This window comes from Geomonas diazotrophica (assembly GCF_018919385.1).
GTDB classification, from domain to species: domain Bacteria; phylum Desulfobacterota; class Desulfuromonadia; order Geobacterales; family Geobacteraceae; genus Geomonas; species Geomonas diazotrophica.
The window spans coordinates 402,209-424,904 of sequence record NZ_JAHLMF010000001.1; the positions used below are offsets into that span (position 1 = coordinate 402,209).

Genomic DNA, 22,696 nt, shown 5'->3' on the forward strand with positions numbered 1-22,696 from the left:
GAACAGGCCTTGGATCTTTTTTGCATTAATGGGAAGCGTTGCCGGGTCCGCCTACTCCTTCTGCCAGGCGTAGGCCGGATCGAGGTACGGATCGTAGAAACCGGGATAGGCCAGGAAGAATGTGGCCGTCTCACCGACACCCGATGCGGTACGTACCAGCGTCATCCCTATCCCTTTTATGGGACCAACGGTTACACACTTGGCGGCTCCTTCTTCCTTGCAGGTGAGATAGATCTGCTTCGGCAACTCCAGCCACCCGGTCGCTATATTGGCAACACCCCGGACCAGCTTGTTGGCCATGCCGTCCACCACCTCTTGCGGGGAGGCCGTATCCACGGTGCGGGTATCGGCCGCATGTCCCTTCTCTGCCGTCAGGACCAGCGCCAGCGCCAGTATGGCCAAGAAAACAAACCTCTTCTGCATCATCTACTCTCCCTTGGCTGGAACAGGTTGAGCCTCACTCTGGCCTCTCGGTTCGACCCGTTTTTCTTCCCAACCTTCCCAGACGAACTCGGGGGTGATCATGGAGTCGTAATAGCCGGGCTGGGGCACCGCGAAAAAGACGGTCTCGGTCAGGCCGGTCAACAAGCGGTAGAAGGCCATTCCCACGCCCTTCAGCGGCCCGACCACGTAGCCGATACCGCCGCGGTCACGTACCATCAGGTAGGACTGCTTGGGCACCTCGACCAGCGAGGTCGCCGTATTGGTCACCCCTCGAACCAGCTTGAACGCCATCTTCTCGGCAATTGCCTCCGGCTGCTGACCTTCCAAAGCAAACGAAGACGTGGCAAAAACCATGAGCAACAACAGGGATAACAAGGTCGCCTTGGTACGCATGTCGACTCCTTTTTGAGCTACATGTCGGTAAATGCTATGTTCTTGTAACATAGATGGCTTTCATTGGCAAGATGGCACTACCTCTATCATTGTAGAGATCAATAACAAAAAAGGCGCGGTTGCGAAACCGCGCCTTTTCTCTATTCAAACTGTGGGTGGATGCTTCTTATTTGCCGTGCTTCTTGGCGAGATATTCTGCGACGCCGGCGGTAGAAGCCTTCATAGAATCCTCACCTTCCTGCCAGTTGGCCGGGCAGACTTCGCCGCCATGGGTCTCGACGAACTGAAGCGCATCCAGCATCCTGAGGGCCTCACCGACGCTGCGCCCCAGCGGTAGGTCGTTGATGACGGTATGGCGCACCACGCCCTTGGTGTCGATCAGGAACAGCCCGCGCAGCGCAACCGACTCGTTCAGCAGGATGCCGTAGCTCCTGGCGATGGACTTGTCGAGGTCCTCGACCAGCGGGTACTGGACGTTGCCGATGCCGCCGTTTTCCACCGTAGTGTTCTTCCAGGCCAAGTGGGTGAACCTGGAGTCTACGGAAACCCCGATCACCTCGCAATTCTTCTCTTTGAATTCCGCCACCCTCTTGTTGAAGGCGAGGATCTCGGAGGGGCAGACGAAGGTGAAGTCGAGCGGGTAGAAAAAGAGGACGACGTACTTGCCGCGATATTTGGACAGAGTGAGCTCTGCGAAGGAGTTATCGGGCAGTACCGCCTGTGCCGTGAAATCGGGGGCTTCCTTAGTTACCAAGGTAGTAAGACTCATAGGTGCTGTTCTCCTTTCGGCTGATTGGGATTCTAATGGGAGCAACTGTACCAGTGGTCCAATCCCCTGTCAATCAAAAAAGATCAAAAGCGTCCTATTTGTCCTTTGTGCCTTGAGGAAGGTCCGATTTCATCCTACGACGGACCTCTAACGCTCCACGATTTCTCCGCGGATACTGATGGTTACCTCGCGGAAGGGGATCTCCATCCCCGAAGCAGCCAAGGCCTGGCGCGCCGCCATCACGATGCCGCCGCAACAGGGGACCTCCATCCTGAGTACGGTGATCCCCTTGATGCCGGAGACGCGGAACAGTTCGGTCAGCTTGGTCAGGTACGCGTTGTTGTCATCGAGCTTGGGGCAACCGACCACCACCGCCTTGCCCGCGAGGAAATCCTGGTGGTAGTTGGCATAGGCGAAGGGCACGCAGTCCGCGGTGATGAGCAGTTCGGCATCCTTGAAATACGGGGCGGTTACCGGCACCAGGTGCAACTGCACCGGCCACTGCGCCAGCTGGCTCTGCACCGAACCCGGTGCGGGCGCCGCCGCGGACGGCGCCGGCGCGAAGCTCTGAACGCGAGAGCCCGGGCATCCGCCACCGCCGTGACCATGACCATGACCATGACCATGACCACCACCGTGACCACCACCGTGGCCATGACCGTGCCCGGCAGGGGCTCCGCCCTGGGCGCCGAGATGCTTCTCTACGGCAATTTCGTCGAATTCGTCCGCTTCACGCTCTATGATGGTGATCGCATCCTGGGGGCACTCTCCCAGGCAGGCCCCCAGGCCATCGCACAGGTTGTCTGCGGCGATCTGGGCCTTGCCATCCACAATCTTGATGGCGCCTTCCGCGCAGGAAGGGACGCAGAGCCCGCAGCCGTCGCACTTGTCCTGGTCGATATGCACAATTTTCCTGATCATCTTTACCCCCCGAAATCCGTTCTAAGTTATACGTTCTATGTTCTATGTTCTAAGTCAAAACCGAAAGACTGTTGTTGTGTTGCTCCGAAGCTCGAAGGTCCTGATTCTAACGTAGAACCTGGAACGTCTTCTAGAAAAAGTAGTGCCAGAGTAGATCGAGGCGACCGCGCAGCATCAGGTGTTTCCCCGAGTAGGCCATGATCTCGCGGATCTTGGCGCGCTGCACCTTCCCGTAGCAGTGCACGTGACAGTGCTTGCAAGTCGGCTTGGGGTCGAGAGGGCATTTCTCCCGCTTCAGCTTGGCATAGGCCAAAAGCTCCGAGCAATCCTCACAGAGCACTCCCTTCTGGCTCTTGTGCTTGCCGCGGCAGTAGCAGCCGATGAAGGTTTCCAGTACCCTGATGTCTTTTTCCTGCTTCTGCGTCTTTTCCATGATCGCCACCATAACAGAAGCAATCCAGTTTCGTCATGACCAAAGTCAATTAAATTGACTCCGCACCCTTTGCCTTTGCTGCGGATTTATGCTAATTTTCCGCGAATGAACACTAACATGGAAAAAGTCATCATCCCGCGCGCGGAGCACTCGATCTCCCGCTCCGTACTGAGCCCCAACGGCGTCAAGGTGCTCTACAAGCTCCGGGAGCACGGCTTCATCGCCTACCTGGTGGGCGGCGGCGTCAGGGACCTGCTCCTGGGGCGCGAGCCCAAGGACTTCGACGTCGTCACCGATGCAACCCCCAACCAGCTCAAGAAGCTGTTCCGCAACTGCCGCCTGATCGGCCGACGCTTCCGCCTGGCCCACATCCACTTCCACGACGAAATCATCGAGGTCGCCACCTTCCGCTCCACCGTCGATGCCGCGGAGGCATCCCTCGAGGAAGCCGCCGAGGCCTTGCCCGAGGAGCTCGTCGAGGCTCCTCCCGAGGCAGAGCAGCTTGAAGAGGAGCGCGACAGGAGAAGGCGCCGGCACCACCACGGTCCTCCCATCCTGAAGAGCGAGGACGGCATGGTGCTCAGGGACAACGTCTTCGGCACCCCTGAAGAGGACGCGGTGCGGCGCGATTTCACCGTCAACGCCCTGTTCTACAACATCGCCGACTTCTCCATCATCGATCACGTGGGGGGGATGGAGGATCTCAAAAACGGGCTGATCCGCACCATCGGCGACCCCATGGTCCGCTTCACCGAGGACCCGGTGCGCATGATCCGCGCGATCCGGTTCGCCTCCATGCTCGGCTTCAACATCGAGGCCCGGACCGAGGCCGCCATCGAGGCACTCTGCGGCACCATCAACAAGGCCACGCCGCCGCGCCTTTACGAGGAAGTGCTGAAACTGCTCCTCATGGGGGCCGGCGAGCGGACCTACCAGATGATGCGCCACTGCGGGCTGTTCGAGCCGCTCTTCCCGCACTTCGACGCCTGGCTTTCCCGCGAGTCGGATTGCTATCCCCATGTCCGGGTGGGCAAGGCGCTTGAATGGGCCGACAGCCAGATCGGCCAGGGGATCGCCGTCACCCCGCCGCTGCTGATCGCCCTGATGTTCGGGGAATACCTGGAAGAGAAGGTGGCGCAGTTTCGCGACGAGGGGCTTCCACCGCAACAGGCAACCGACGCAGCGGTGGCTGCCTTTGCCGGGGAACTCGCGCCGACCGTTTCGGTGCCCAACCGGGTGCTGGTTGCGGTGCGCGACATCCTGAACATGCAGCACCGCTTCCAGAAGACCCCTGGCAGGAACGGCCGCGGCGTGCTGGGGCGTCCCGTCTTCCCGGACGCGTTGCAGTATCTCCGCTTCATGGAGCAGCTCACCCCGCCGAAGAGGTCGCTGGCCGAGTGGTGGGAGCGTTACGCCGTTCAGCAGGCGGAGGGACTGGAACCCGCGCCGCAACGCGGGAACGAAGCCGCTGCAGCCGACGCAGAGGCGCCCAAGAAGAAGCGGCGCAGGCGGAGGCGGCGCAAAAAGCCCGGGGGCGCACCCGAATAAGCGCAACGCTCCCCCCTCCCTCGACGGGAGGGGGGACAGGGCACCTTTCCGGAATCGTCCTGGCACCGAATAAAAGAAGCCCCTCACCCGTAGCACGGGATCGAGGGGCTTTTTCGTGACCCAATGTCAACCCAACCGTCAACTGCCTTTGGTTATTTCCGCCACTTCGAGCCGCTTGATCTTGTCGCGCAGCTCCGCCGCCTTCTCGAACTCCTGGGCCTTGGCCGCCGCCAGCATCTCTTTTCTCAACCGTTTCAACGTCTTTTCCAGGTCCTTGGGATTGAGGAACTCCTCCCCCTTGACCGGGACGGTGACCCAGTCCTTCTCCTCGGGGGCCTGCAGCACGTTGCCGATCAGCCTCTTCACGCTCTCGGGGGTGATGCCGTGCTCCAGGTTGTACGCCTGCTGCAGCTCCCGGCGCCTGATGGTCTCGTCGATGGCGGACTGCATCGAGCCGGTCACCTTGTCGGCGTACATGAGCACGCGCCCGGACACGTTCCTCGCGGCGCGGCCGCAGGTCTGGATCAGCGAGCGGGTGGAACGCAGGAACCCTTCTTTGTCGGCGTCCAGGATCGCCACCAGCGATACCTCGGGGAGGTCCAGCCCCTCGCGCAGCAGGTTGATGCCGACCAGCAGGTCGAATTCCCCCAGCCGCAGGTCGCGCAGGATTTCCATGCGCTGGAAGGTGTCGATGTCCGAATGGAGGTAACGCACCCGGATCCCGAGCTCCCGATAGTAGTCGGTGAGCTCCTCCGCCATCCTCTTGGTCAGGGTGGTCACCAGGATGCGCTCCCCCCGCTCGGCGGTGAGGCGAACCTCGTGCAGCAGGTCGTCCACCTGTCCCGCCGCGGGACGTACCTCGATGACAGGATCGATGAGGCCGGTGGGGCGAATCAGCTGCTCGACCACGACGCCTCCGGACATCTTAAGCTCGTAATCGGCGGGGGTCGCCGACACGTAGACGGTCTGGTTCAGCTTCCTGGTGAACTCCTGGAAGGTCAGCGGCCGGTTGTCCAGGGCCGAAGGGAGCCGGAAACCGAAGTTCACCAGTGTTTCCTTGCGGCTCCTGTCCCCGCGGTACATCCCCCCCACCTGCGATACGGTGATGTGTGACTCGTCCACCACCAGCAGGAAGTCATCCGGGAAGTAGTCGATGAGCGTGTAGGGGGGCTCCCCCGCCAGGCGTCCGTCGAAATGCCGCGAATAGTTCTCGATCCCCTGGCAAAAGCCCATCTGCTCCATCATTTCGATGTCGAAAAAGGTGCGCTGCTCGATGCGCTGCGCCTCCAGGAGCATGTTCTGGTCCTTGAAGTAGCGGATGCGCTCCTCCAGTTCGACCCTGATCTGCTCGACCGCCCGCTCCAGTGTCTGGCGGCTCGCCACGTAGTGCGAGGCCGGGTAGATGGCGAAGCGGGGGAGTTTCTGGATCTGCACGCCGCGCAGGGGATCGATCTCCGAGATGGCCTCGACGGTGTCCCCCCAGAACTCGATCCTGATGGCGCGCTCGTCGTCGTGAGCCGGGAACACCTCGACGGTGTCGCCGCGCACCCGGAAGCTGCCGCGGTGGAAGTCGACGTCGTTTCTCTCGTACTGGATCTCCACCAGGCGTTTTAGGAGTTCGTCGCGCCCCAGATCGTCCCCCTCCCGCACCCGGATCTGCATCTCCTGGTACGACTCCGGCGAACCGATGCCGTAGATGCAGGAGACCGAAGCGACGATGATCACGTCGCGCCGGGTCAAAAGGCTCCTGGTGGCGGCATGGCGGAACTTGTCGATCTCGTCGTTGATCGAGGAGTCCTTTTCGATGAAGGTATCCGAGGAGGGGATGTAGGCTTCAGGCTGGTAGTAGTCGTAATAGGAGACGAAGTACTCGACGGCGTTGTTGGGGAACAGTTCCTTGAACTCGCCGTAGAGCTGGGCCGCCAGGGTCTTGTTGGGGGCGAGCACCAGGGCGGGGCGGTTGCACCGGGCGATCACCTGGGCCATGGTGAAGGTCTTGCCGGAGCCGGTGACCCCGAGCAGGACCTGGTGCTGGTCGCCGCGCAGCACCCCTTCGGAAAGCTCTTCGATGGCGCGCGGTTGGTCACCCCGCGCATGGAAGCCCGTTACCAGTTCGAATTTGTCCATGCGCAGGATATTAACAGGATGAGGTGCGGCTTGGCAACAAGGGGATCAGGCCGCGGTGCAGGTCCGGTGCGGGGGAAGCTGGTTCACGCTCAGCCAGTAGTTCATCACCTGCTTCATGTTTTCGCAGAACTGACCGTAGTCCACGGGTTTGCGGATGTAGCTGTTGGCGCCCAGGCGGTAGCTGTCCAGGATGTCCTGCTCCTCGGTGGACGAGGTGAACACGATCACCGGGATGGAGCGGGTCTTCGCCTCCTCCCGCATGCGACGCAGCACCTCCAGACCGTTCACCTTGGGGAGCTTCAGATCGAGCAGCACCAGAAGCGGCGTGGGCGCCTGTTCGGCCCCGGCGTTGCGCCCGGTACCGAATAGGTGCTCCAGCGCTTCGGCGCCGTCGCGCGCTACCACGATGCCGTACGGCATGTGCTTGCGTATCGCCCTGAGGGTCAGAGCCTCGTCGTCAGGGTTGTCCTCGACCAGCAGGATCATCTTGTTCACGGGAGTCCTCCTTGCTAGAGAGATAGCGGCAGCAAGTTTGTAACAAACTTTTAACGCGTTTACAATAATTTTTTAATAATTTCGTTCTCAGACCAATCTTAATCCAACTGTTGATTTTTCCGCTCCCCCTGTGCGATACTGCAGCATCTTACGCAATTCACAAAGGGAGGTCATATGTTTGGATTCGGAATGCCGGAGCTCATTATTATCCTGGTGATCGTGCTCGTGGTGTTCGGAGCCGGCCGGCTCCCGGAGATCGGCGGAGCGCTCGGCAAGAGCATCAGGAACTTCAAGAAGGCTTCCAGCGGCAAGGACGAAATTGAGATTAAAGCCGGCCGCCCGGATGACGATAAGAAAGGGAGCTAGCTCCAGCTCATTAGTTTGCGTCCCCGTCGTTCCGAGGTCTCCGCTGCAGCTAGCGGGGACCTTTTGTTTTTTGGCGCGGCATATCGGCAGATCAGGCCGTCACACCGGAATAATCATGAAAAAACACCATAAAGACGCCCCTGCCCCCCCGGGCACCGGACAGATCGTAGAGCTCCTGGTTGCCACCGGCGTCATCACCAACCAACAGCTTCTCTATGCCCAGCGCGTGCACGGGAAGTTGCAATCCACGAAGACACTGATCGACGTGCTCCAGGAGCTGGAGTACATAAAGCGCGAGGACGTGGTGCGGACCCTGCGCGAGAACAGCCTTTCCATCCGGATCGGCGACCTGCTGGTCGAACTCGGCTACCTGAAGCAAAGCGAACTCCTCACCGCGCTTAACCTGCAAAAGGAAGGGGGCACCCCGCGCAAGATGCTCGGGGACATCATCGTGGAAAAAGGGTTCATCGAGGAACGCAGGCTGACCGAGGTGCTTTCCTTCCAGCTCGGCTTCCCGATGGCGGAGTTGGAATTCCGCAAACTGGACCGAAAACTGTTCGCCAAGGCCCCCTTCGAGGTGTTCCGGGACGAACTCTTCGTCCCCTACGCCGTCGACGAGGAGGGGGCGACGCTGGTAGCCTTCGCCAACCCCCTGGAGAAGTACTCGCGTCTGTCAGCCGAAAAGATCTTCGGCAGGAACGTGAAGCCTGCCATCGCCACCCGTACCGCCATCCTCTCCGCCATCGCCGCGGCACAAAAAACCGCCGGCGACGATACCACCGTGCCCGACGAGAGCACCGTGGTAGGGATGATCAACAAGCTCTTCGACGACGCCATGACCATGGGGGCCAGTGACATCCACATCGAGCCGCTCAGGGACCGGCTCCGCATACGGCTGCGCCACGACGGGGTCATGATGCCGCACATGGAGCTGTCGCTCGACCTCGCGCCGCAGCTCTCCTCTCGCATCAAGGTCATGGCCCAGGCCGACATCGCCGAAAAGAGGCGCCACCAGGACGGTCGCATCATCTACGAGAGCCGGCTGCACGGCTTCAACCTCGACATGCGCGTCTCCTTCTACATCACCATCTTCGGCGAGAAGATCGTACTGCGTCTTTTGAACAAGAAGGAGGCCATCCTCGAGGTCTCGCAGATCGGCATGGCGCCGCGCATGCTCAAGCAGTTCATGGAGGACGCCCTGGAGACCCCGTCCGGGGTCATGATCATCACCGGCCCCACCGGTAGCGGCAAGACCTCGACCCTCTACGGCTGCGTGAGCCACCTGAACAACATCAACACCAGCATCATCACGGCCGAGGACCCGGTGGAGTACGTCATTGAGGGGGTGGCCCAATGCTCCATTAACAACAAGATCGGGGTGACCTTCGAGGAAACCCTGCGCCACATGGTGCGCCAGGACCCGGACGTGATCGTCCTCGGAGAGATCCGCGATACTTTCTCCGCCGAGACCGCCATCCAGGCGGCCTTGACCGGCCACAAGGTGCTCACCACCTTCCACACCGAGGACAGCATCGGCGGCCTGCTGCGGCTGATGAACATGCAGATCGAGTCGTTCCTGATCTCCTCCACCGTGGTCTGCGTGGTCGCCCAGCGCCTGCTGCGCCTGGTCTGCAACGACTGCGCCGAGCCTTACATCCCCGCACCGGCGGAGTACGGACGGATGGGGATGTCGGCCAAGGACCTGGCCGGAGCCAACTTCCGGGCGGGCAGGGGGTGCACCAACTGCCGATTCACCGGATTCAAGGGGAGGAGCGCCGTTTTCGAACTCCTGGTCCTGAATGAACCGGTGAAGGAGGCGATCCTGCAGAACCGGTCCTCAGCCGAGATCCGCAGGCTCAGCATGGAGACCTCCGGGCTGGTGACCCTGTTCGAGGACGGCCTGGTGAAGGCAGCCAACGGGCTGATATCGGTCCACGAGGTGCTGCGCGACCTTCCCCGCATAGGCACGCCCAGGCCGCTCATGGAACTCCGGCGCATCCTCGGATACTGAGGGAAGGCAAGAGATGCACAGTGCAAGGAGAGCAGTTGACATGAACCAGCAAACCTCGATCGTTGAGGTGATCAAGGCGCGGCTCGCGGAGGGAAGCCTCAGCATCCCGGTGTTCCACGTGGTAGCCATCAGGCTGCAGCAGGCGCTGGCGCGTCCCGACTTCGACATCAAGGAGGTGCACCAGCTACTGAACGCGGATCCCGGCATCGCCACCGGCGTCCTCAGGGCGGCCAACTCCGCCTTCTACGCCGGGCTTACCAAGGTGAGCACGATCCGGGAGGCGATCATCAGGCTGGGCGCCAACGAGGTGGCCAACCTGGCCATGGTCACCACGCAGCAGGACCTGTACCGCTCCAACGACACCCGGTACAACGCCGTGATGCAGACGCTATGGAAGCATTCTTTCTGCTGCGCGGTGGGGAGCAAGTGGCTCGCGCAAAAGGTGGGGTTCGCAGCGCAGGCGCAGGAGGCCTTCCTGGGAGGGCTGCTGCACGACCTGGGCAAACTGTTCCTCCTGAAGTGCATGGAGGAGGTGGGCCGTGAGCAGCATTTCAACGGGGTCACCAGCCAGGCGGTGCTGAGGGAGGTGCTCTCGACGCTGCACGTCGAGCAGGGGTACCAGCTCATGGTGCAGTGGCAGATGCCGCAGATCTACTGCGACATCGTCGCCGGACACCAGCAGGAGCGCTGGGATCAGGGCAACGTGCTGCTGGCCATGGTGCGGCTTGCGAACCTGGCGTGCCGCAAGCTCGGCATCGGGATGAACCGCGACCCCTCGGTCCTGCTCTTCGCCTCCGGCGAGGCACAAGTGCTGGGCCTCAAGGAGACCGCCCTGGCGGAGCTGGAGATCGTCATCGAGGACGCGCTCGCCGTCCCCATTTCAGCGGAATAAGATCGGGCGGCGTCCCTATTTTAGTGCAGCCACCGCTTGAGCAGCTCCGGGTTGAGCGGCTTTGGCAGAACGGCCACCACTCCCAGGCTCTTGCACTGCTCTATGTCCTTGGGATCTTCCGAGGAGGAGAGCGCGAAGACCTTGAGCGCCTTGGTTCGGTCGTTGCTGCGCAGCCGCTGCAGCACCCCGACCCCGTCGATCTTCGGCAGCTTCATGTCCAGCAGCACGAAGTTGGGTTCATGGTGCCCCCCCCAATTCGTCCCCTCTCCCAGGAGCATCCCCAACGCTTCAGCCCCGTCGCGCGCAACCGTCACCTTGTCGTAGCCCGCTTTCTTCAGGGCCCGCAAGGCGAGTTCTTCGCAATTGCTGTTATCTTCGACCAGCAAAATCTCAGCTTCTTGCATAGCGCCTCCAAAAACTGCCATCCAGGGTCCTTTCTCACTGTCACACGAGGGTTGGTTATTCGACGGTTCCCGGGTGAATTGAATTAAATTTTATTTAACACGTATTTTTACAAATCAGACTGTCGCTCGCGCTCCAGCCCTGCTGCCGATTGGTTTTCATCTTCCAGCGTCACGCCATCCAAACATCTGTCAGCGGCCGCCATTTCGCTGGCTTTGCGGCCACAACCGGGCACAAACTGAGGAGTATTGAGAGCAGCCACCTAGGCTATGACATTGACAGAACCAACCTCTGAGTCAGGGATAATTTTATATCATACATTAACCAATACACAAATAGGGTTTTTCGAAAGTCATACAAAAAAAAGGCGCCGCGGCAGTGAGTTCACACAGACGCGACGCCCTTGTTGTCCGCTTGGTCGACGCTATCCCTCGACCGGTGCTCCGCGTGAGGACTTGCGCCCTTCCCGCTTGCTTCTTTGGAATGCCAGGGCAATTTCGTGCTGCTGCTCCTTGCCGAGCGCTTTCCTCGCCATCTTGAACACCTCTTTCTCCTCCTCCTGCATGTGGTGCTCGACGATCTCGCCGAGCACCTTCAGCTTCGCCACCCAGCGCTCGTCATCCACCGCCAGGGATTGGAAGGTCCCCAGCATGGCCTTGGCGACCTGGTGCTCCTCGAACGCCTGCAGCACCTTGTCGCGGATCTCCTCGTTCTGCTCCAGGGCGCTATAGAAGAAGCGCTCCTCCCCTTCCATGTGCAGTTCCAGCTCCTCCTCCAACTGCGAGAACAGCTTCTGCAGTGAGGAGATCTCCTTCTTGCCCGCCTTTTCCGCCTTGTCGAAAAGGTAGCGGGCCTTTTCGTGGTCCTGCTTCAGCAGGTCGAAGATGGTCATCTCCGCCCTGCTTTGCGACTCGCTCGACTTCTGGCCTGTAGGCATTTGCTGTCTCCTTTAGGCGCCACGGCAAATGGCACCCATACATGTAGGGGCGAACTTCCGTTCGCCCCCGCGTTGCTACTACCCGGATTTTCGTTACCGCTCCTATGCCATCCCCCTCGGCTTGGGCTTGTCGGAGCTGGCGAAGTCCGCTTTGGACTCGCCTTCCGAGCCGATGTCGGCTGCGCCGGTCTGCTTCAGAATTTCGATGGCGCGCTTTTTCCAGTCCGCATTGTCGCAGTGCACGGAAAGAAGGATCCCCCCTTCCTTCACCCGCCCTTCGTAGCGTTTGGCCTCGTACTCAGGGATGCCCATGCCGATGAGCGCCCCTGCGACCCCGCCGATCACCCCGCCTGCGCCCACGCCTGCCAGCGCCGCGACGATCGGCCCCGCGGCGATGAAGGGGCCGACGCCCGGGATGGCCAGGGCGCCTATGCCGCTCAGCCACCCCAAGGCCCCGCCGATCACCGCGCCGGTGCCGGCACCCGCGGTAGAGCCTTCCGGAACCTTGGTGTGCTTTTCATGGGCGAAGTCCTTGGTGCCTACGTTCTCGGAAAACAGGACCGAGATGTCCGTGTTGCGGAAGTCCGCCGCGCGCAGCGACTCTACTGCCTGTTCAACGCTGTCGCGGCTGCGGTAGATACCGAAAACTGCCGTGTTCTTTGCCATGATGAACCTCCTTTTTCTGGTGCTGCCGGTTTGGCGGTGCCCGCTTTATTTATGCTCCGGAGGCTCAGGCACCTTGGCTCCCTTCTCGCGCGCCTCCGAAAGACCGATGGCCACCGCCTGCTTGCGGTCGGTCACCTTTTTGCCGCTGCCACCGCTTTTCAGTTCCCCCTTCTTGAACTTGTCCATCACCTCGTGCACCGTTTCCTGCGCCTTCTTGCCGTATTTCGCCATGACCTTTTCCTCCTTCGTCCTGCGACCTTCTAGATGCGCCCCAATAGCACCAGGATCAACAGGATCAGCAGGACCAGCCCCAAGCCTCCGCTTGGGTAATAACCCCATCCGGCGCTGTAGGGCCAGGTGGGGAGTGAACCGACGAGCAGCAAGATCACGATCACAAGCAGAATCAACCTCATGTCTTCCTCCTTTTCCCTCCGGGAATCTGCTGCTGTTGCATCACTTCCTTTTGCCGAGCGCGGTGACGTCCCTCTCGAAGGTGGGCAGAATGGCCTTTATGAAGGCATTGCGGATCAGCTCCACCACGACTTGCCATGTGCTGGTCCTCGGGTTTTGCACCGGGCCGGAGATGTCCGCCTTGGTCGCTACCTGGTCCCGCGGCCTGTTTTCCAGCAGCTTGGCGATTCCCCCAACCAGCATCTCGTAGACCCTGTGGAAGAACCCCTTGTTCTTATCCTGGCGCCGGTCATATACCTTCATGTCCTTGAAAAAGGGTTTGATGTAGCCGTTCACCCTGTTGTTCTTCACGTGCAGCTCCGTGACCAGCGAAAAGGTGCCGGCGGTGACGTCGAAGTTTCCGTAGCTGCGCAGCAGGCCGTTCAGTGAGACGAGCTGGGTGTTGTCGATTTTCAGGTAGAGGTCGAGGTCGGGCCCCTTGTCCTCGGGGCGGAAGGTAGCCGTCGCCTCGGTGACGCCGCTCCCCATGAATCTGCCGGAGAGCCTGGCCTTGGCCGGCCCCTTGGAAAACTGGTTGGAGAAGTTGTCGAGGTAGAGGTTCGCGTCCGACAGGAAAAGGCGGACCTTTTTGCCCCCGTAGTCGTTGATGAACCCCACGTTGGCGTCGGTCAGGATGAAGTGCTCGATGGTCAGTACCAGGTTCGGCTTGTTGCTCACCTCCTTGGCCGCCCTCTTCACCTTCTCCGCCCTTCTCGCCTCCGCGCGGGCCGTCTCCGGGGTGTGGATGTAGTCGAGCCTGACGCCGTTAATGTTCAGGTTCTTGAGCCGGGCCGTCTGCACCTTGCGGCCGAACTCGACGTCGCCGCTCGCGCTCAGGACGCCCCCCTCGATCCTGACGTTGGAGCGGGCGGCCAACTGGGCGAAATAGGCGATGGGAACCTTGGCGAGTTCGATAACGGCCTTCACCGCGGGGGTCGGCTCCGCCAGGAAGTCCGCCCGTCCCTCCACCCGACCATGCCCGGTACCGAAGATGTCGGTTTCCATCTGGAAATCGGACGGGTACACCTTGTCCGGCAGGTGTATGTTGCGGATGTTGTTGGCCGACAGGTTCAGGTGGGTGAGCTTCAGAGGTCGCTTGGGGTCCTCATCGATGTAGGTGAGGCTTCCATCGGTGATCTTCAAAAGGTTGATCTTCAGAGGGTAGATCGCCTCGAAGGCCTGTTGCCATCCCTTCTGCTTCATGGGTACCTTGCTGGCGGCCTCGCTTTTCAGCTGCTGCAAGTCGACATGGATCTTCGGCCCGTCGACCCTCATGTCGCCGACCAGTCTCCCGGACAATACCTCGCGCCACTGGACGCTGGCCCTTAGGTAGGGAAACTCGGCCACCGGCGGCTCCGGGTGCGCCTCCTGGGTTATCGTCAACCCCTTCAGGGTTACAGAGAGGCCGATCAGGCTGAAGTGCAGTCTGGGGAGCCTGACCTTGTACCCCTTGAGGCTCTGGTTCATCTTCTTTTCCGTGGTGCGCCGCAACGGTTCATCGATGAAGAAGCTGGCGATGAAGGCGATGAGGACGAGGGAGACCATTATCCCCACGATCCAGAGCAGGACCTTCGGGACGGCCAGCCCGTGTCGAGTGTCGCGCGGCGCCGGTTCCTTCGGTTCAACCATAACGATCTCCTGTAGTTGCAGATGGAGGAGTCCAAGCAAAGTAAAGGCACGCTAATAAATGTATGCATTGCATGCCTGTTGTCAATCGCGGGGAGCGCTTTACCCCTCCCCCCGCCTTCAATCATGGTAAAATTCCAGCTGTGCCTGCACCCGACGCGGCGGCAATGAAAGTCTGCACCCGAGGAGGTCAAACATGAGAGCTATGTGGTCCGGTTCGATAAGCTTCGGACTGGTGAACATCCCGGTGAAACTCTATAGCGGCTCCCAGAGCAACTCTCTGGACCTGGACATGCTGCGTAAGAACGATCTTTGCCCAATCAAGTACCTGCGGGTCTGCAAGACCGACAACAAGGAAGTCCCCTACGAGGAGATCGTCAAAGGGTACGAGTACAGCGACGGCGAGTACATCGTGCTGACCGACGAGGACTTCGTAAACGCCAGCCTGGAAAAGACCCACCTGATCGACATCGTCGACTTCATCGACGAGAAAGAGATAGACACCCGCTACTTCGAGAAGCCCTACTACCTCGAGCCTGACAAAAGCGGTCCCAAGGCCTATGCGCTGCTCAGGGAGGCGTTGAAGCGGTCGGGCAAGGTGGGGGTTGCCTACTACGTCCTGAGAAACCGCGGCAGCCTCGGCATCGTCCGGCCGCTGGACGACCTGCTGGTCTTGAACCAGATCCGGTATGCCGAGGAGCTGCGCGACGCCTCGGATCTCAAGCTGCCCGGCAACGAGCAGGTGCGGGAGCAGGAGGTGGCCCTGGCCCTGTCCCTGATCGACCAGTTGACGGTGAAGTTCGACCCGGTGAAGTACAGGGACCAGTACATCGACGACCTGAAAAAGCTGATCGAAGAGAAGGCGCAGGGGCGCCAGCCGGCACCGGCCAAGGCCCCGCCTCCGCCGAAGGTGGCTGACATGATGGCCCTTTTGAAGGAGAGCCTGAAGCAGAAGCGGAAAGAAGCGGCGTAGCCGGCGCTATCCGCCCCCGCCGTCTTCCAGCTACCCCCTCCCTCCCCCTCCGGGGGAGGGAGCCCCCGCGCAACGCCTCCCCATAGTCCCCTTCCATTCCCATAGCTTCGAACAACGGACTCCGCCAACGCCCATAATTCCGACCGACCCCGTTGCAATCGCCCCCTCTTGTGTTAGCTTGTTCTAATTCAAAAACCGGCACCTTTAATAAGAACAAGCGCCATCAGCTTCCAAGGGAGGATAAGGCATGGAACCGAGTGAAACCGAACGCAGCCAGTCGAGAGAGTGGCGAAGAGAGACGCGGGTAAACGTGGGTCCCGCCGAGCGGAAGGCGTCCGTCATCGGCGGTGCGGCCCTGGCGGTTTCGGGGCTCAGGTGCATCAGCAAGAGAAATTACGCCTCGGGGCTCGCCATGATGCTGGCCGGGGGGATGTTCCTGTACCGGGGGCAGACCGGACACTGCGGGATCTACGACGCCATGGGGATGGACACGGTGCACACGCGCAACTCCGCCCTGACCATAGAGAAGGCGGTCACCATCGGGCTGCCGCCGCAAGAGGTGTACGAATTCTGGCGCAACCTCGAGAACCTCCCCCGCTTCATGAAGCACCTGGAGTCGGTGCAGGTGACCGGGGCCCGGACCTCCCACTGGAGAGCCATCGGGCCGGGCGGGATCAGAGCCGAATGGGACGCCGAGATGATGGAGGACACGCCGGGCCAGCAGATCAGCTGGCATTCGGTGGGCGAGGCGGACGTCCCCAACAAGGGGAGCGTGGAGTTCAAGGAGGCGCCGGGACACCGGGGGACCGAGGTGAAGGTGACCATCGACTACTACCCCCCCGGCGGCGGTGCGGGAAGGGCGGCTGCGAAGCTGGCCCGGGGGATCAACGCCCAGCAGCTCGAGGAGGATCTGAAAAGGCTGAAGCAGATCCTGGAAGTGGGCGAGGAAACCACGGCACGGCGCACGGTCGAATAAACGCGATCCCGCCGGGCACGCGGCGGACAAGGAGGGTATATGAGGGCGGTATGCTGGCACGGCAAGCATGACGTGCGGGTGGACGAGGTGGCGGACCCGCAAATCGTCAGCAAGGGGGATGTCATCGTCAAGGTCGCGCTCACCTGCATCTGCGGCTCCGACCTGCACCTGTACAACGGCTACGTCCCCACCATGAAGAAAGGGGACATCATGGGGCACGAGTTCGTCGGAGAAATCGTCGAGACAGGGAGCGGCGTCTCCCGCTTCCACGTCGGCGACCGGGTCATCGTCCCCTTCCCGATCTCCTGCGGCGTCTGCTGGTACTGCAAGCACGAACTCTGGTCGCTGTGCGACAACTCCAACCCCAACTCCTGGATGCTGGAGCACCTCTACGGCGACACCGGTGGCGGTATCTTCGGCTACTCGCACATGTACGGCGGCTTCTCCGGCGGCCAGGCCGAGTACGTCCGGGTCCCGTTCGCGGACGTCGGCCTGGAGAAGATCCCGGACGGGATCCCCTACGAGCAGGTGGTGCTCCTGACCGACATCTGCCCGACCGGCTACCAGGCCGCCGACAACTGCAACATCAGCCCCGGCGACACCGTCGCCGTCTGGGGGTGCGGCCCGGTGGGGCTCATGGCGATGATGTCGGCACGGCACCTCGGGGCCGAGCGGGTCATAGGGATAGACCGCTTCCCGGAGCGCCTGCAGATGGCCCATTCCCAGTGCCGGGCCGAGGTGCTGAACTACGAGGAGGTGGACGTGGCGGAGGCGCTGCAGAATATGACCGGGGGGCGCGGTCCGGACTCCTGCATCGACGCCGTCGGGCTGGAAGCGGTCGGAACCGGCATCGAGGGGATCTACGATTCGGTGAAGCAGACGCTCCGGCTCGAAACGGACCGCACCTCGGCGCTGCGCCAGTTGACCAAGGCCTGCCGCAAGGGGGGGACGCTCTCCATCGTCGGGGTCTACAGCGGCTTCATCGACAATTTCCCCATGGGCGCCATCTTTGCCAAGGGGCTCACCCTGCACGCGGGGCAGGCCCACGTGCACAAGTACCTGCCGCACCTGCTCAAGCTGGTAGAGGAGCAGCAGTTGAATCCCTCCTCCATCATCACGCACCGGCTGCCGCTCGACCAGGCGCCCGGCGCCTATAAGACCTTCCTGAACAAGCAGGATGCCTGCATCAAGATCGTCCTGAACCCTCAGGAATCGGCAAGTGCCGCCAGGCCGGGCCCCGAGGAGGCGAGAGCCGTATAGACCCGCCCCCCCACATGGCATGCCGCCATAGAGGGGTAACAGATGCCCTCGCAAGAGGAGGAGCCCGACATGTTTTCACTGCGCAGCCACTTCAAGCTGGGTGACGCCAGTTACAAGGACCTGGCGAAAAAGGCCTACCACAAGTTCAGCGACGAGGACTGCTCGGAACATGCCGCCGCCATGGCCTACTACTTCCTGTTTGCCTCGTTCCCCTTCCTGCTTTTTCTCACCACCTTGATCGGCTACCTCCCCATCCCTCACCTGATGGACTACATGCTGGCCAACGCGGCCAGGTTTCTTCCCTCGGAGGCGTTCTCCCTGATCGAGAGCAACATCCGGGCCCTTTTTCTGAACAAGAAGCAGGGGCTGCTGTCCATCGGCATCCTGCTGGCGCTATGGGCTTCTTCCAACGCCATGGTTTCGGTCATGGACGCGATGAACAACCTCTACGACGTCAAGGAGGGGCGTCCGTTTTGGAAGGTGCGCCTGGTCGCCATCGGGCTTGTGGTGGGGCTTTCCCTACTCTTTTTGGGGGCGATGGTACTGCTCATGTTCGGGGTGAAGATCGCCGACTTCATAGCCGGGGTGATCGACTTCGGCGTCGCCTTCAAGGTCGGCCTCGTCATCGGGCTCATCCCCGTCACCCTCTTCCTCCTGGTGCTTGCCGTCGCCATCATCTACTACTTCACCCCTGACGTGGAACACGAGTGGAAATGGATCAGCCCCGGCGCGGTGGTCGCCATCCCCTGCTGGATCGCCATGTCCTTCGGTTTTTCCTACTACATCAACAACTTCGGCTCCTACGACAAGACCTACGGCAGCATCGGCGCCGTGATCGTGCTCCTGTTGTGGCTCTACCTGAGCGGGCTGATCATCCTGGCCGGAGCAGTCATCAACGCGGTCATCGAGCACAGTTCGAAGGAGGGGAAGGAGCCGGGTGAGAAGGTGGAAGGGGAGCACGCCGCGGAGCGCGGCACCCATTCAAAGGAGGAGTCACAGCGGAAGGCAAAGGAAGAGGCGGCAAAATCGTAGAGGGGATGACGAGTGGCGCAGAACGCTCCTTCCACCCGAAGGGGGAGGCTGGGAGGGGGTGAGGCTGTGGCAGCCGGTGTTCCCCCTCCCTGTCCCTCCACTCCGGGGGTGGGGACGCCCGGGGCAAGGTGGGTGTTGGCGCAGAAAGAACTTACTTGATCTGCCCCCGGATCTCGCCCATGGGGTAGGTCACCGTCGGCACATCCACATAGGCCTCGCCGGCATCTATGATACGTACCAGGTCCTCGACGGTTTTCCCCTCCAGCTCGCCTATCAGGTTCTCATTGGTGATGAGCCCCTCGGCGAGGATCCCCTTGAATACGCCCATCTTCACCGGACCACCGAACAGCCCCACCAAGGGGGGGCCATTTTGCCCCGGCTTGCCGTGATGGATGTGCGCCGCGACCGGGCTCGTTATCCTGCTCACGTTCAACTCGTAACTCATCTCGCCGCCCGCGTAAATCATCTTGATATCCCCCCGGGCCGGAGTCTTCACCAAGGGAGCCTCCTGCTGGCCCGAAAGCTTGGCCCGAAAGATCCTCTGTTCCGCCCCCGCCGGCAGGGTAGCCAACACGGCCAAGACTACCACCGACATTTGCCATTTCCTCATGATGTTCTCCCCTTTTCGGCGCCCTCCGGCCTGGCGGAAGCCTGCCCCAAGACAAGGAGGTCGAGAATGCCGGAGAGCGGTATGGAGAGCCACTCCGGCCGGTTGTTGAGCTCGTAGCCCAGCTCGTAGATCGCCTTGTCCAGCATGAAGGTTTGCAGCATGATTTCCACCTCGTCCGGCGCGCTCGGCATGAACGAGGCGCCGGACGCCACTTCCCGGTAGGCGTCGAGGAAGACCGCGGCGTTGTAGCGGTACCAGGCATGGACCCAGGGAAGGAGGTAGGCGATATCCTCGTCGCGCACCTGCGTGCGCTGCATGATCACGGCGTGCGCCGCGTAGTGGAACGAGCGCATCATGCCTGCCACGTCACGTAGCGGTGACTGCTTGATCCTCCGTTCGCTCAGCGACTTGATCGGCTCCCCCTCCAGGTCGATGATCAGGAAGTTGTCGCCGGTGTAGAGGAGCTGCCCCAGGTGGTAGTCGCCGTGGACGCGGGTCTTCATGGCGCCGAACTTGCGCACCATGAACTTCTGGAAGACGGCGTAAAGGTCGTTCTCCATGCCGAGAAGCCCCTCCGCCTCGCCGGCCGCTTGCTGCGGGACGGCCGCCATGTTCCTGCGCAGGAGTTCGAGGACCTTCCTGCAGCGCGTGCGCATGGACTGATAAACGCTGCGCTGGTAGAGGAGCGTGAAGGGCTCTGGCGCGAAGTCCGCGTCGTCGCTGCGGGAGGAGAGTGCGATGTGGAATTCGGCGGTCCGCCTGCCGATGAGGGCGACCCTGTCGGGATACACCCCCTGGATGAGCTCCAAGAGCGCGGGGGTGAAGCCGCTCGACTCGTTGCCGGGGTGGGGCTCGAGCCCCGATTTCTTCGCGTCCTCGCGGTGGGCGAGGACGCGGTCCACGAACCGCCCCACCTCGCCGAGCGTGAAGGTCCAGGCATCCCCCTGGTTCGGGACGAACCCCTGCAGAAGTCCCATGGCAAAGGCCTCGCCGCTGTTGCGCCGGTATTCCAGGGTCCCCCCTAGGGGTGCCACGTGCGGGAAGCGGACCCGGTCGAGGAACCTGCCGAGTTCCAGCTCCGGGTGGGCCCCCTCCTCCATGCGCCGGTAGAGCTTGAAGAAGAAGTTGTTACCGAAGGTTACGGAGCTGTTGCTCTGCTCCGCCTTCCCCACCTGGGACGGGAACGGGGGCTTCTTCCCTTCCATGAGCGCCGCCAGCGCGATGGCCGGCTGTCCCGAGAGGCGGCCGCCGTCGCCCTTCAGCGACTTCCTGCGCGAGATGAGCTCGAAGAGCACCCAGCGCAGATGCGAGTTGTAGAGGCCGTCGTAGAGAAGCCCCGGCCGGTCCCCCACCCTGAGCTGGCATATGACCGCCTCAGGGGAAGCGCCGAGGAGCATCTCGCCCCCGCCGTCCATCGGGACGTAGTGCAGCGGCAGCAGGTAGACCTCCGGCGTCCCCTCGCTGTAGGTGACCTCCAGGAAGGCGAGGATGACCGAGGAGCTGTCGATCGGGATAGTGAGCATGTCAAGCATGGAGAACCTGACCATGATGCGGCTCTTCCCCTGGAACCAGCGCGACTTCCTGAGGTAGTCCGGCAGGACCGATTGCTCCAACTGGCGCAGCCCCGCCGCCCTGAGCGCGTTCTCCCAGCCGCCCGTCACCGCGATCTCCTCCAGCACCCCCTCCTCGCGCGGCTTGGTCTTTTCCCGACCGTCGGCCAGAATGAGCAGGTGGTAGTCGTAGGGCCCCATGATGACACCGTACGGGGATTCCTTGATGGCCGGGAACCGGTTGCGGCTGAACATCTCCTCCGGATAGAAGCCCACGAAGCGGGGCTGGTTCACCTGCACGAACTGGGTGGCCCGGGAAAGGTTGATCAGCACCAGGATGATCTGGTCCTCATACTGGCGCAGCATGGCCAGCACCTTGGGGTTGTCCAGCGGGATGAACTCGAGCGTCCCCCAGCCGAAGGCCCGGAACCTCTTTCTCAGGTCGATCATCCGCTTCATCCACCAAAGCAGCGAAGAAGGGTTCTTGGCCTGGTTCTCGACGTTGCGCGCCTCATAGTGGTACTCCGGGTCGATGATGATCGGGAGGTAGAGTTTCTGCGGGTTTGCCGGCGAGAACCCGGCGTTGCGGTCCGGGCTCCACTGCATCGGGGTGCGCACGCCGTTTCTGTCACCCAGGTAATAGTTGTCCCCCATGCCGATCTCGTCGCCGTAGTAGACGATCGGAGTGCCGGGCATGGTGAACAGGAGCACGTTCATCAGCTCGATCTTGCGCCGGTCGTCCCCCATGAGCGGCGCGAGCCGGCGCCGGATGCCGAGGTTGATCCGTGCCCGGGGATCCCGGGCGTAGATGCGGTACATGTAGTCCCGCTCCTCGTCGGTCACCATCTCCAGGGTGAGCTCATCGTGGTTTCTCAGGAACATGGCCCACTGGCACTGCTGCGGGATGGGCGGGGTCTGCTGCAGGATGTTGACGATGGGGAAGGAGTCCTCCATCTGCAGCGCCATGAACATGCGGGGCATGAGCGGGAAGTGGAACGCCATCTGGCAGGCGGCGCCCCCTCCGAAGTATGATGCGGCGTCCTCGGGCCACTGGTTCGCCTCGGCGAGCAGCATCTTGTCCTGATATTTCGCGTCGATGTAAGAGCGCAGCTTCTTTAGGAACTCGTAGGTCTCCGGGAGGTTTTCGCAGTTGGTCCCCTCGCGCTCGTACAGGTACGGAACCGCGTCCAGGCGCAGGCCGTCCACCCCCATGCCGAACCAGAAGTCGATGACCCGGAACATCGCCTCATGCACCCGGGGGTTGTCGTAGTTGAGGTCGGGCTGGTGCGAGTAGAAGCGGTGCCAGTAGTAGCTCTTGGCGACGGGATCGCGGGTCCAGTTGGAGACCTCGAAGTCCTTGAATATGATGCGGGCGTCCAGGAACTTATCGGGGGTGTCGCTCCAGACGTAGAAGTCGCGCCAGGGAGAGCCGGGCTTGGCGCTGCGGGACTTCTGGAACCAGGGGTGCTGGTCCGAGGTGTGGTTCAGGACCAGCTCGGTGATGACCCGCATCCCCAAGGCGTGCGCACCCTTGAGGAAGTCCTGGAAGTCGCGCAGGGTGCCGTAGTCGGGGTGGACGCTGCGGTAGTCCGCGATGTCGTAGCCGTCGTCCCGAAGCGGCGAGGGGTAGAAGGGGAGCACCCAGATGGCGGTGATGCCCAGGTCGCGCAGGTACGGGAGCTTCTGCGTCAGCCCCCGGAAGTCCCCGATGCCGTCCCCGTTGGAATCGCAAAAGCTCTTTATGTGCACCTCGTAGATGACGGCGTCCTTGAACCAGAGCGGGTTCTTCTCGTTGCGAAATGGCATGGCTTACCC

At 61.7% G+C, this 22,696-nt stretch carries 23 protein-coding genes; 8 read left to right on the forward strand and 15 right to left on the reverse strand.

All coding sequences use genetic code 11. The features are described 5' to 3' along the window. Nucleotides 1–51 precede the first annotated feature (51 nt). From KOM00_RS01580 to KOM00_RS01600, 5 genes are all read right to left on the reverse strand, one after another. Complete coding sequence (locus tag KOM00_RS01580; protein ID WP_216497198.1) at nt 52–423, reverse strand: exosortase system-associated protein, TIGR04073 family; 372 nt, start codon at nt 421–423, stop codon at nt 52–54. A 3-nt stretch (nt 424–426) separates the two neighbouring features. Further along, nucleotides 427–837 carry an exosortase system-associated protein, TIGR04073 family gene (locus tag KOM00_RS01585; RefSeq protein WP_216497076.1) on the reverse strand — a complete coding sequence of 137 codons (411 nt, stop codon included), beginning with the start codon at nt 835–837 and terminating at the stop codon, nt 427–429. 166 nt (nt 838–1,003) lie between these two features. After that, a complete protein-coding gene (locus KOM00_RS01590) occupies nt 1,004–1,606 on the reverse strand; it encodes a peroxiredoxin (RefSeq protein WP_216497077.1) in 603 nt (200 codons plus the stop codon). 147 nt (nt 1,607–1,753) lie between these two features. Beyond that, nucleotides 1,754–2,527: an ATP-binding protein gene (locus KOM00_RS01595; protein WP_216497078.1), complete on the reverse strand. Its 774-nt coding sequence runs from the start codon at nt 2,525–2,527 to the stop codon at nt 1,754–1,756. 130 nt (nt 2,528–2,657) lie between these two features. Next, nucleotides 2,658–2,960 carry a nitrous oxide-stimulated promoter family protein gene (locus tag KOM00_RS01600; protein WP_236026673.1) on the reverse strand — a complete coding sequence of 101 codons (303 nt, stop codon included), beginning with the start codon at nt 2,958–2,960 and terminating at the stop codon, nt 2,658–2,660. 105 nt (nt 2,961–3,065) lie between these two features. Between KOM00_RS01600 and pcnB the strand changes: the two genes are divergently transcribed. Beyond that, nucleotides 3,066–4,508, forward strand: coding sequence for a polynucleotide adenylyltransferase PcnB (gene pcnB, locus KOM00_RS01605; protein ID WP_216497080.1), 1,443 nt, complete (start codon nt 3,066–3,068; stop codon nt 4,506–4,508). A gap of 138 nt (nt 4,509–4,646) precedes the next feature. On the opposite strand, the gene uvrB is transcribed toward pcnB, so the two are convergent. Further along, a complete protein-coding gene (gene uvrB / locus KOM00_RS01610; RefSeq protein ID WP_216497081.1) occupies nt 4,647–6,635 on the reverse strand; it encodes an excinuclease ABC subunit UvrB in 1,989 nt (662 codons plus the stop codon). Nucleotides 6,636–6,680: 45 nt separating this feature from the next. Further along, nucleotides 6,681–7,130: a response regulator gene (locus tag KOM00_RS01615; RefSeq protein ID WP_216497082.1), complete on the reverse strand. Its 450-nt coding sequence runs from the start codon at nt 7,128–7,130 to the stop codon at nt 6,681–6,683. Nucleotides 7,131–7,304: 174 nt separating this feature from the next. Between KOM00_RS01615 and KOM00_RS01620 the strand changes: the two genes are divergently transcribed. The 3 genes from KOM00_RS01620 (at nt 7,305) to KOM00_RS01630 (ending at nt 10,399) form a co-directional block, all read left to right on the forward strand. Then, nucleotides 7,305–7,496, forward strand: a complete 192-nt coding sequence (locus KOM00_RS01620) for a twin-arginine translocase TatA/TatE family subunit (protein WP_015718486.1) — start codon at nt 7,305–7,307, stop codon at nt 7,494–7,496. Between the two features lie 115 nt (nt 7,497–7,611). Continuing rightward, nucleotides 7,612–9,507 carry a GspE/PulE family protein gene (locus tag KOM00_RS01625; RefSeq protein WP_216497083.1) on the forward strand — a complete coding sequence of 632 codons (1,896 nt, stop codon included), beginning with the start codon at nt 7,612–7,614 and terminating at the stop codon, nt 9,505–9,507. Nucleotides 9,508–9,547: 40 nt separating this feature from the next. Then, nucleotides 9,548–10,399, forward strand: a complete 852-nt coding sequence (locus KOM00_RS01630; protein ID WP_216497084.1) for an HDOD domain-containing protein — start codon at nt 9,548–9,550, stop codon at nt 10,397–10,399. Between the two features lie 20 nt (nt 10,400–10,419). Here KOM00_RS01630 and KOM00_RS01635 read toward each other — a convergent pair whose 3' ends face one another. The 6 genes from KOM00_RS01635 to KOM00_RS01660 all read right to left on the reverse strand — a co-directional run bounded on the left by KOM00_RS01635 (nt 10,420) and on the right by KOM00_RS01660 (nt 14,483). Continuing rightward, nucleotides 10,420–10,803: a response regulator gene (locus KOM00_RS01635; RefSeq protein WP_216497085.1), complete on the reverse strand. Its 384-nt coding sequence runs from the start codon at nt 10,801–10,803 to the stop codon at nt 10,420–10,422. 422 nt (nt 10,804–11,225) lie between these two features. Then, the gene (locus KOM00_RS01640) at nt 11,226–11,738 is read right to left on the reverse strand and encodes a hemerythrin domain-containing protein (RefSeq protein WP_216497086.1); all 513 of its coding nucleotides are present in this window, start codon (nt 11,736–11,738) and stop codon (nt 11,226–11,228) included. Nucleotides 11,739–11,840: 102 nt separating this feature from the next. Beyond that, nucleotides 11,841–12,404: a quinol:electron acceptor oxidoreductase subunit ActD gene (locus KOM00_RS01645; protein WP_216497087.1), complete on the reverse strand. Its 564-nt coding sequence runs from the start codon at nt 12,402–12,404 to the stop codon at nt 11,841–11,843. Between the two features lie 45 nt (nt 12,405–12,449). Further along, on the reverse strand, nt 12,450–12,635 hold the full coding sequence (locus tag KOM00_RS01650) for a DUF6496 domain-containing protein (RefSeq protein ID WP_216497088.1): 186 nt from the start codon (nt 12,633–12,635) through the stop codon (nt 12,450–12,452). Between the two features lie 29 nt (nt 12,636–12,664). Next, nucleotides 12,665–12,817, reverse strand: coding sequence for a DUF3309 family protein (locus KOM00_RS01655; RefSeq protein WP_199393418.1), 153 nt, complete (start codon nt 12,815–12,817; stop codon nt 12,665–12,667). Between the two features lie 40 nt (nt 12,818–12,857). After that, nucleotides 12,858–14,483, reverse strand: a complete 1,626-nt coding sequence (locus tag KOM00_RS01660; RefSeq protein WP_216497089.1) for an AsmA family protein — start codon at nt 14,481–14,483, stop codon at nt 12,858–12,860. Nucleotides 14,484–14,676: 193 nt separating this feature from the next. On the opposite strand from KOM00_RS01660, the gene ku reads away from it, so the two are divergent. The 4 genes from ku (at nt 14,677) to KOM00_RS01680 (ending at nt 18,721) form a co-directional block, all read left to right on the forward strand. Then, complete coding sequence (ku, locus tag KOM00_RS01665) at nt 14,677–15,453, forward strand: non-homologous end joining protein Ku (protein WP_216497090.1); 777 nt, start codon at nt 14,677–14,679, stop codon at nt 15,451–15,453. A 247-nt stretch (nt 15,454–15,700) separates the two neighbouring features. Beyond that, entirely contained in the window at nt 15,701–16,429 is a 729-nt protein-coding gene (locus KOM00_RS01670; protein ID WP_216497091.1) for an SRPBCC family protein, read from the forward strand. Nucleotides 16,430–16,468: 39 nt separating this feature from the next. Then, nucleotides 16,469–17,689 (forward strand): zinc-dependent alcohol dehydrogenase, encoded by a 1,221-nt coding sequence (locus tag KOM00_RS01675; protein WP_216497092.1) that lies wholly within the window; start codon nt 16,469–16,471, stop codon nt 17,687–17,689. 69 nt (nt 17,690–17,758) lie between these two features. Then, nucleotides 17,759–18,721 (forward strand): YihY/virulence factor BrkB family protein, encoded by a 963-nt coding sequence (locus KOM00_RS01680; RefSeq protein ID WP_216497093.1) that lies wholly within the window; start codon nt 17,759–17,761, stop codon nt 18,719–18,721. A gap of 151 nt (nt 18,722–18,872) precedes the next feature. Here KOM00_RS01680 and KOM00_RS01685 read toward each other — a convergent pair whose 3' ends face one another. After that, nucleotides 18,873–19,331 carry a CHRD domain-containing protein gene (locus tag KOM00_RS01685; RefSeq protein ID WP_216497094.1) on the reverse strand — a complete coding sequence of 153 codons (459 nt, stop codon included), beginning with the start codon at nt 19,329–19,331 and terminating at the stop codon, nt 18,873–18,875. Then, nucleotides 19,328–22,687 (reverse strand): maltose alpha-D-glucosyltransferase, encoded by a 3,360-nt coding sequence (gene treS / locus KOM00_RS01690; RefSeq protein WP_216497095.1) that lies wholly within the window; start codon nt 22,685–22,687, stop codon nt 19,328–19,330. Before treS ends, KOM00_RS01685 begins: the two co-directional genes overlap by 4 nt. Nucleotides 22,688–22,696: the final 9 nt, after the last annotated feature.

Coding starts and splice junctions, on each gene's coding strand:
- KOM00_RS01580 (WP_216497198.1), bottom strand. CDS start 423: ATGCAGAAGAGGTTTGTTTTCTTGGCCATACTGGCGCTGGCGCTGGTC.
- KOM00_RS01585 (WP_216497076.1), bottom strand. CDS start 837: ATGCGTACCAAGGCGACCTTGTTATCCCTGTTGTTGCTCATGGTTTTT.
- KOM00_RS01590 (WP_216497077.1), bottom strand. CDS start 1,606: ATGAGTCTTACTACCTTGGTAACTAAGGAAGCCCCCGATTTCACGGCA.
- KOM00_RS01595 (WP_216497078.1), bottom strand. CDS start 2,527: ATGATCAGGAAAATTGTGCATATCGACCAGGACAAGTGCGACGGCTGC.
- KOM00_RS01600 (WP_236026673.1), bottom strand. CDS start 2,960: ATGGAAAAGACGCAGAAGCAGGAAAAAGACATCAGGGTACTGGAAACC.
- pcnB (WP_216497080.1), top strand. CDS start 3,066: ATGAACACTAACATGGAAAAAGTCATCATCCCGCGCGCGGAGCACTCG.
- uvrB (WP_216497081.1), bottom strand. CDS start 6,635: ATGGACAAATTCGAACTGGTAACGGGCTTCCATGCGCGGGGTGACCAA.
- KOM00_RS01620 (WP_015718486.1), top strand. CDS start 7,305: ATGTTTGGATTCGGAATGCCGGAGCTCATTATTATCCTGGTGATCGTG.
- KOM00_RS01625 (WP_216497083.1), top strand. CDS start 7,612: ATGAAAAAACACCATAAAGACGCCCCTGCCCCCCCGGGCACCGGACAG.
- KOM00_RS01630 (WP_216497084.1), top strand. CDS start 9,548: ATGAACCAGCAAACCTCGATCGTTGAGGTGATCAAGGCGCGGCTCGCG.
- KOM00_RS01635 (WP_216497085.1), bottom strand. CDS start 10,803: ATGCAAGAAGCTGAGATTTTGCTGGTCGAAGATAACAGCAATTGCGAA.
- KOM00_RS01640 (WP_216497086.1), bottom strand. CDS start 11,738: ATGCCTACAGGCCAGAAGTCGAGCGAGTCGCAAAGCAGGGCGGAGATG.
- KOM00_RS01645 (WP_216497087.1), bottom strand. CDS start 12,404: ATGGCAAAGAACACGGCAGTTTTCGGTATCTACCGCAGCCGCGACAGC.
- KOM00_RS01650 (WP_216497088.1), bottom strand. CDS start 12,635: ATGGCGAAATACGGCAAGAAGGCGCAGGAAACGGTGCACGAGGTGATG.
- KOM00_RS01655 (WP_199393418.1), bottom strand. CDS start 12,817: ATGAGGTTGATTCTGCTTGTGATCGTGATCTTGCTGCTCGTCGGTTCA.
- KOM00_RS01660 (WP_216497089.1), bottom strand. CDS start 14,483: ATGGTTGAACCGAAGGAACCGGCGCCGCGCGACACTCGACACGGGCTG.
- ku (WP_216497090.1), top strand. CDS start 14,677: ATGAGAGCTATGTGGTCCGGTTCGATAAGCTTCGGACTGGTGAACATC.
- KOM00_RS01670 (WP_216497091.1), top strand. CDS start 15,701: ATGGAACCGAGTGAAACCGAACGCAGCCAGTCGAGAGAGTGGCGAAGA.
- KOM00_RS01675 (WP_216497092.1), top strand. CDS start 16,469: ATGAGGGCGGTATGCTGGCACGGCAAGCATGACGTGCGGGTGGACGAG.
- KOM00_RS01680 (WP_216497093.1), top strand. CDS start 17,759: ATGTTTTCACTGCGCAGCCACTTCAAGCTGGGTGACGCCAGTTACAAG.
- KOM00_RS01685 (WP_216497094.1), bottom strand. CDS start 19,331: ATGAGGAAATGGCAAATGTCGGTGGTAGTCTTGGCCGTGTTGGCTACC.
- treS (WP_216497095.1), bottom strand. CDS start 22,687: ATGCCATTTCGCAACGAGAAGAACCCGCTCTGGTTCAAGGACGCCGTC.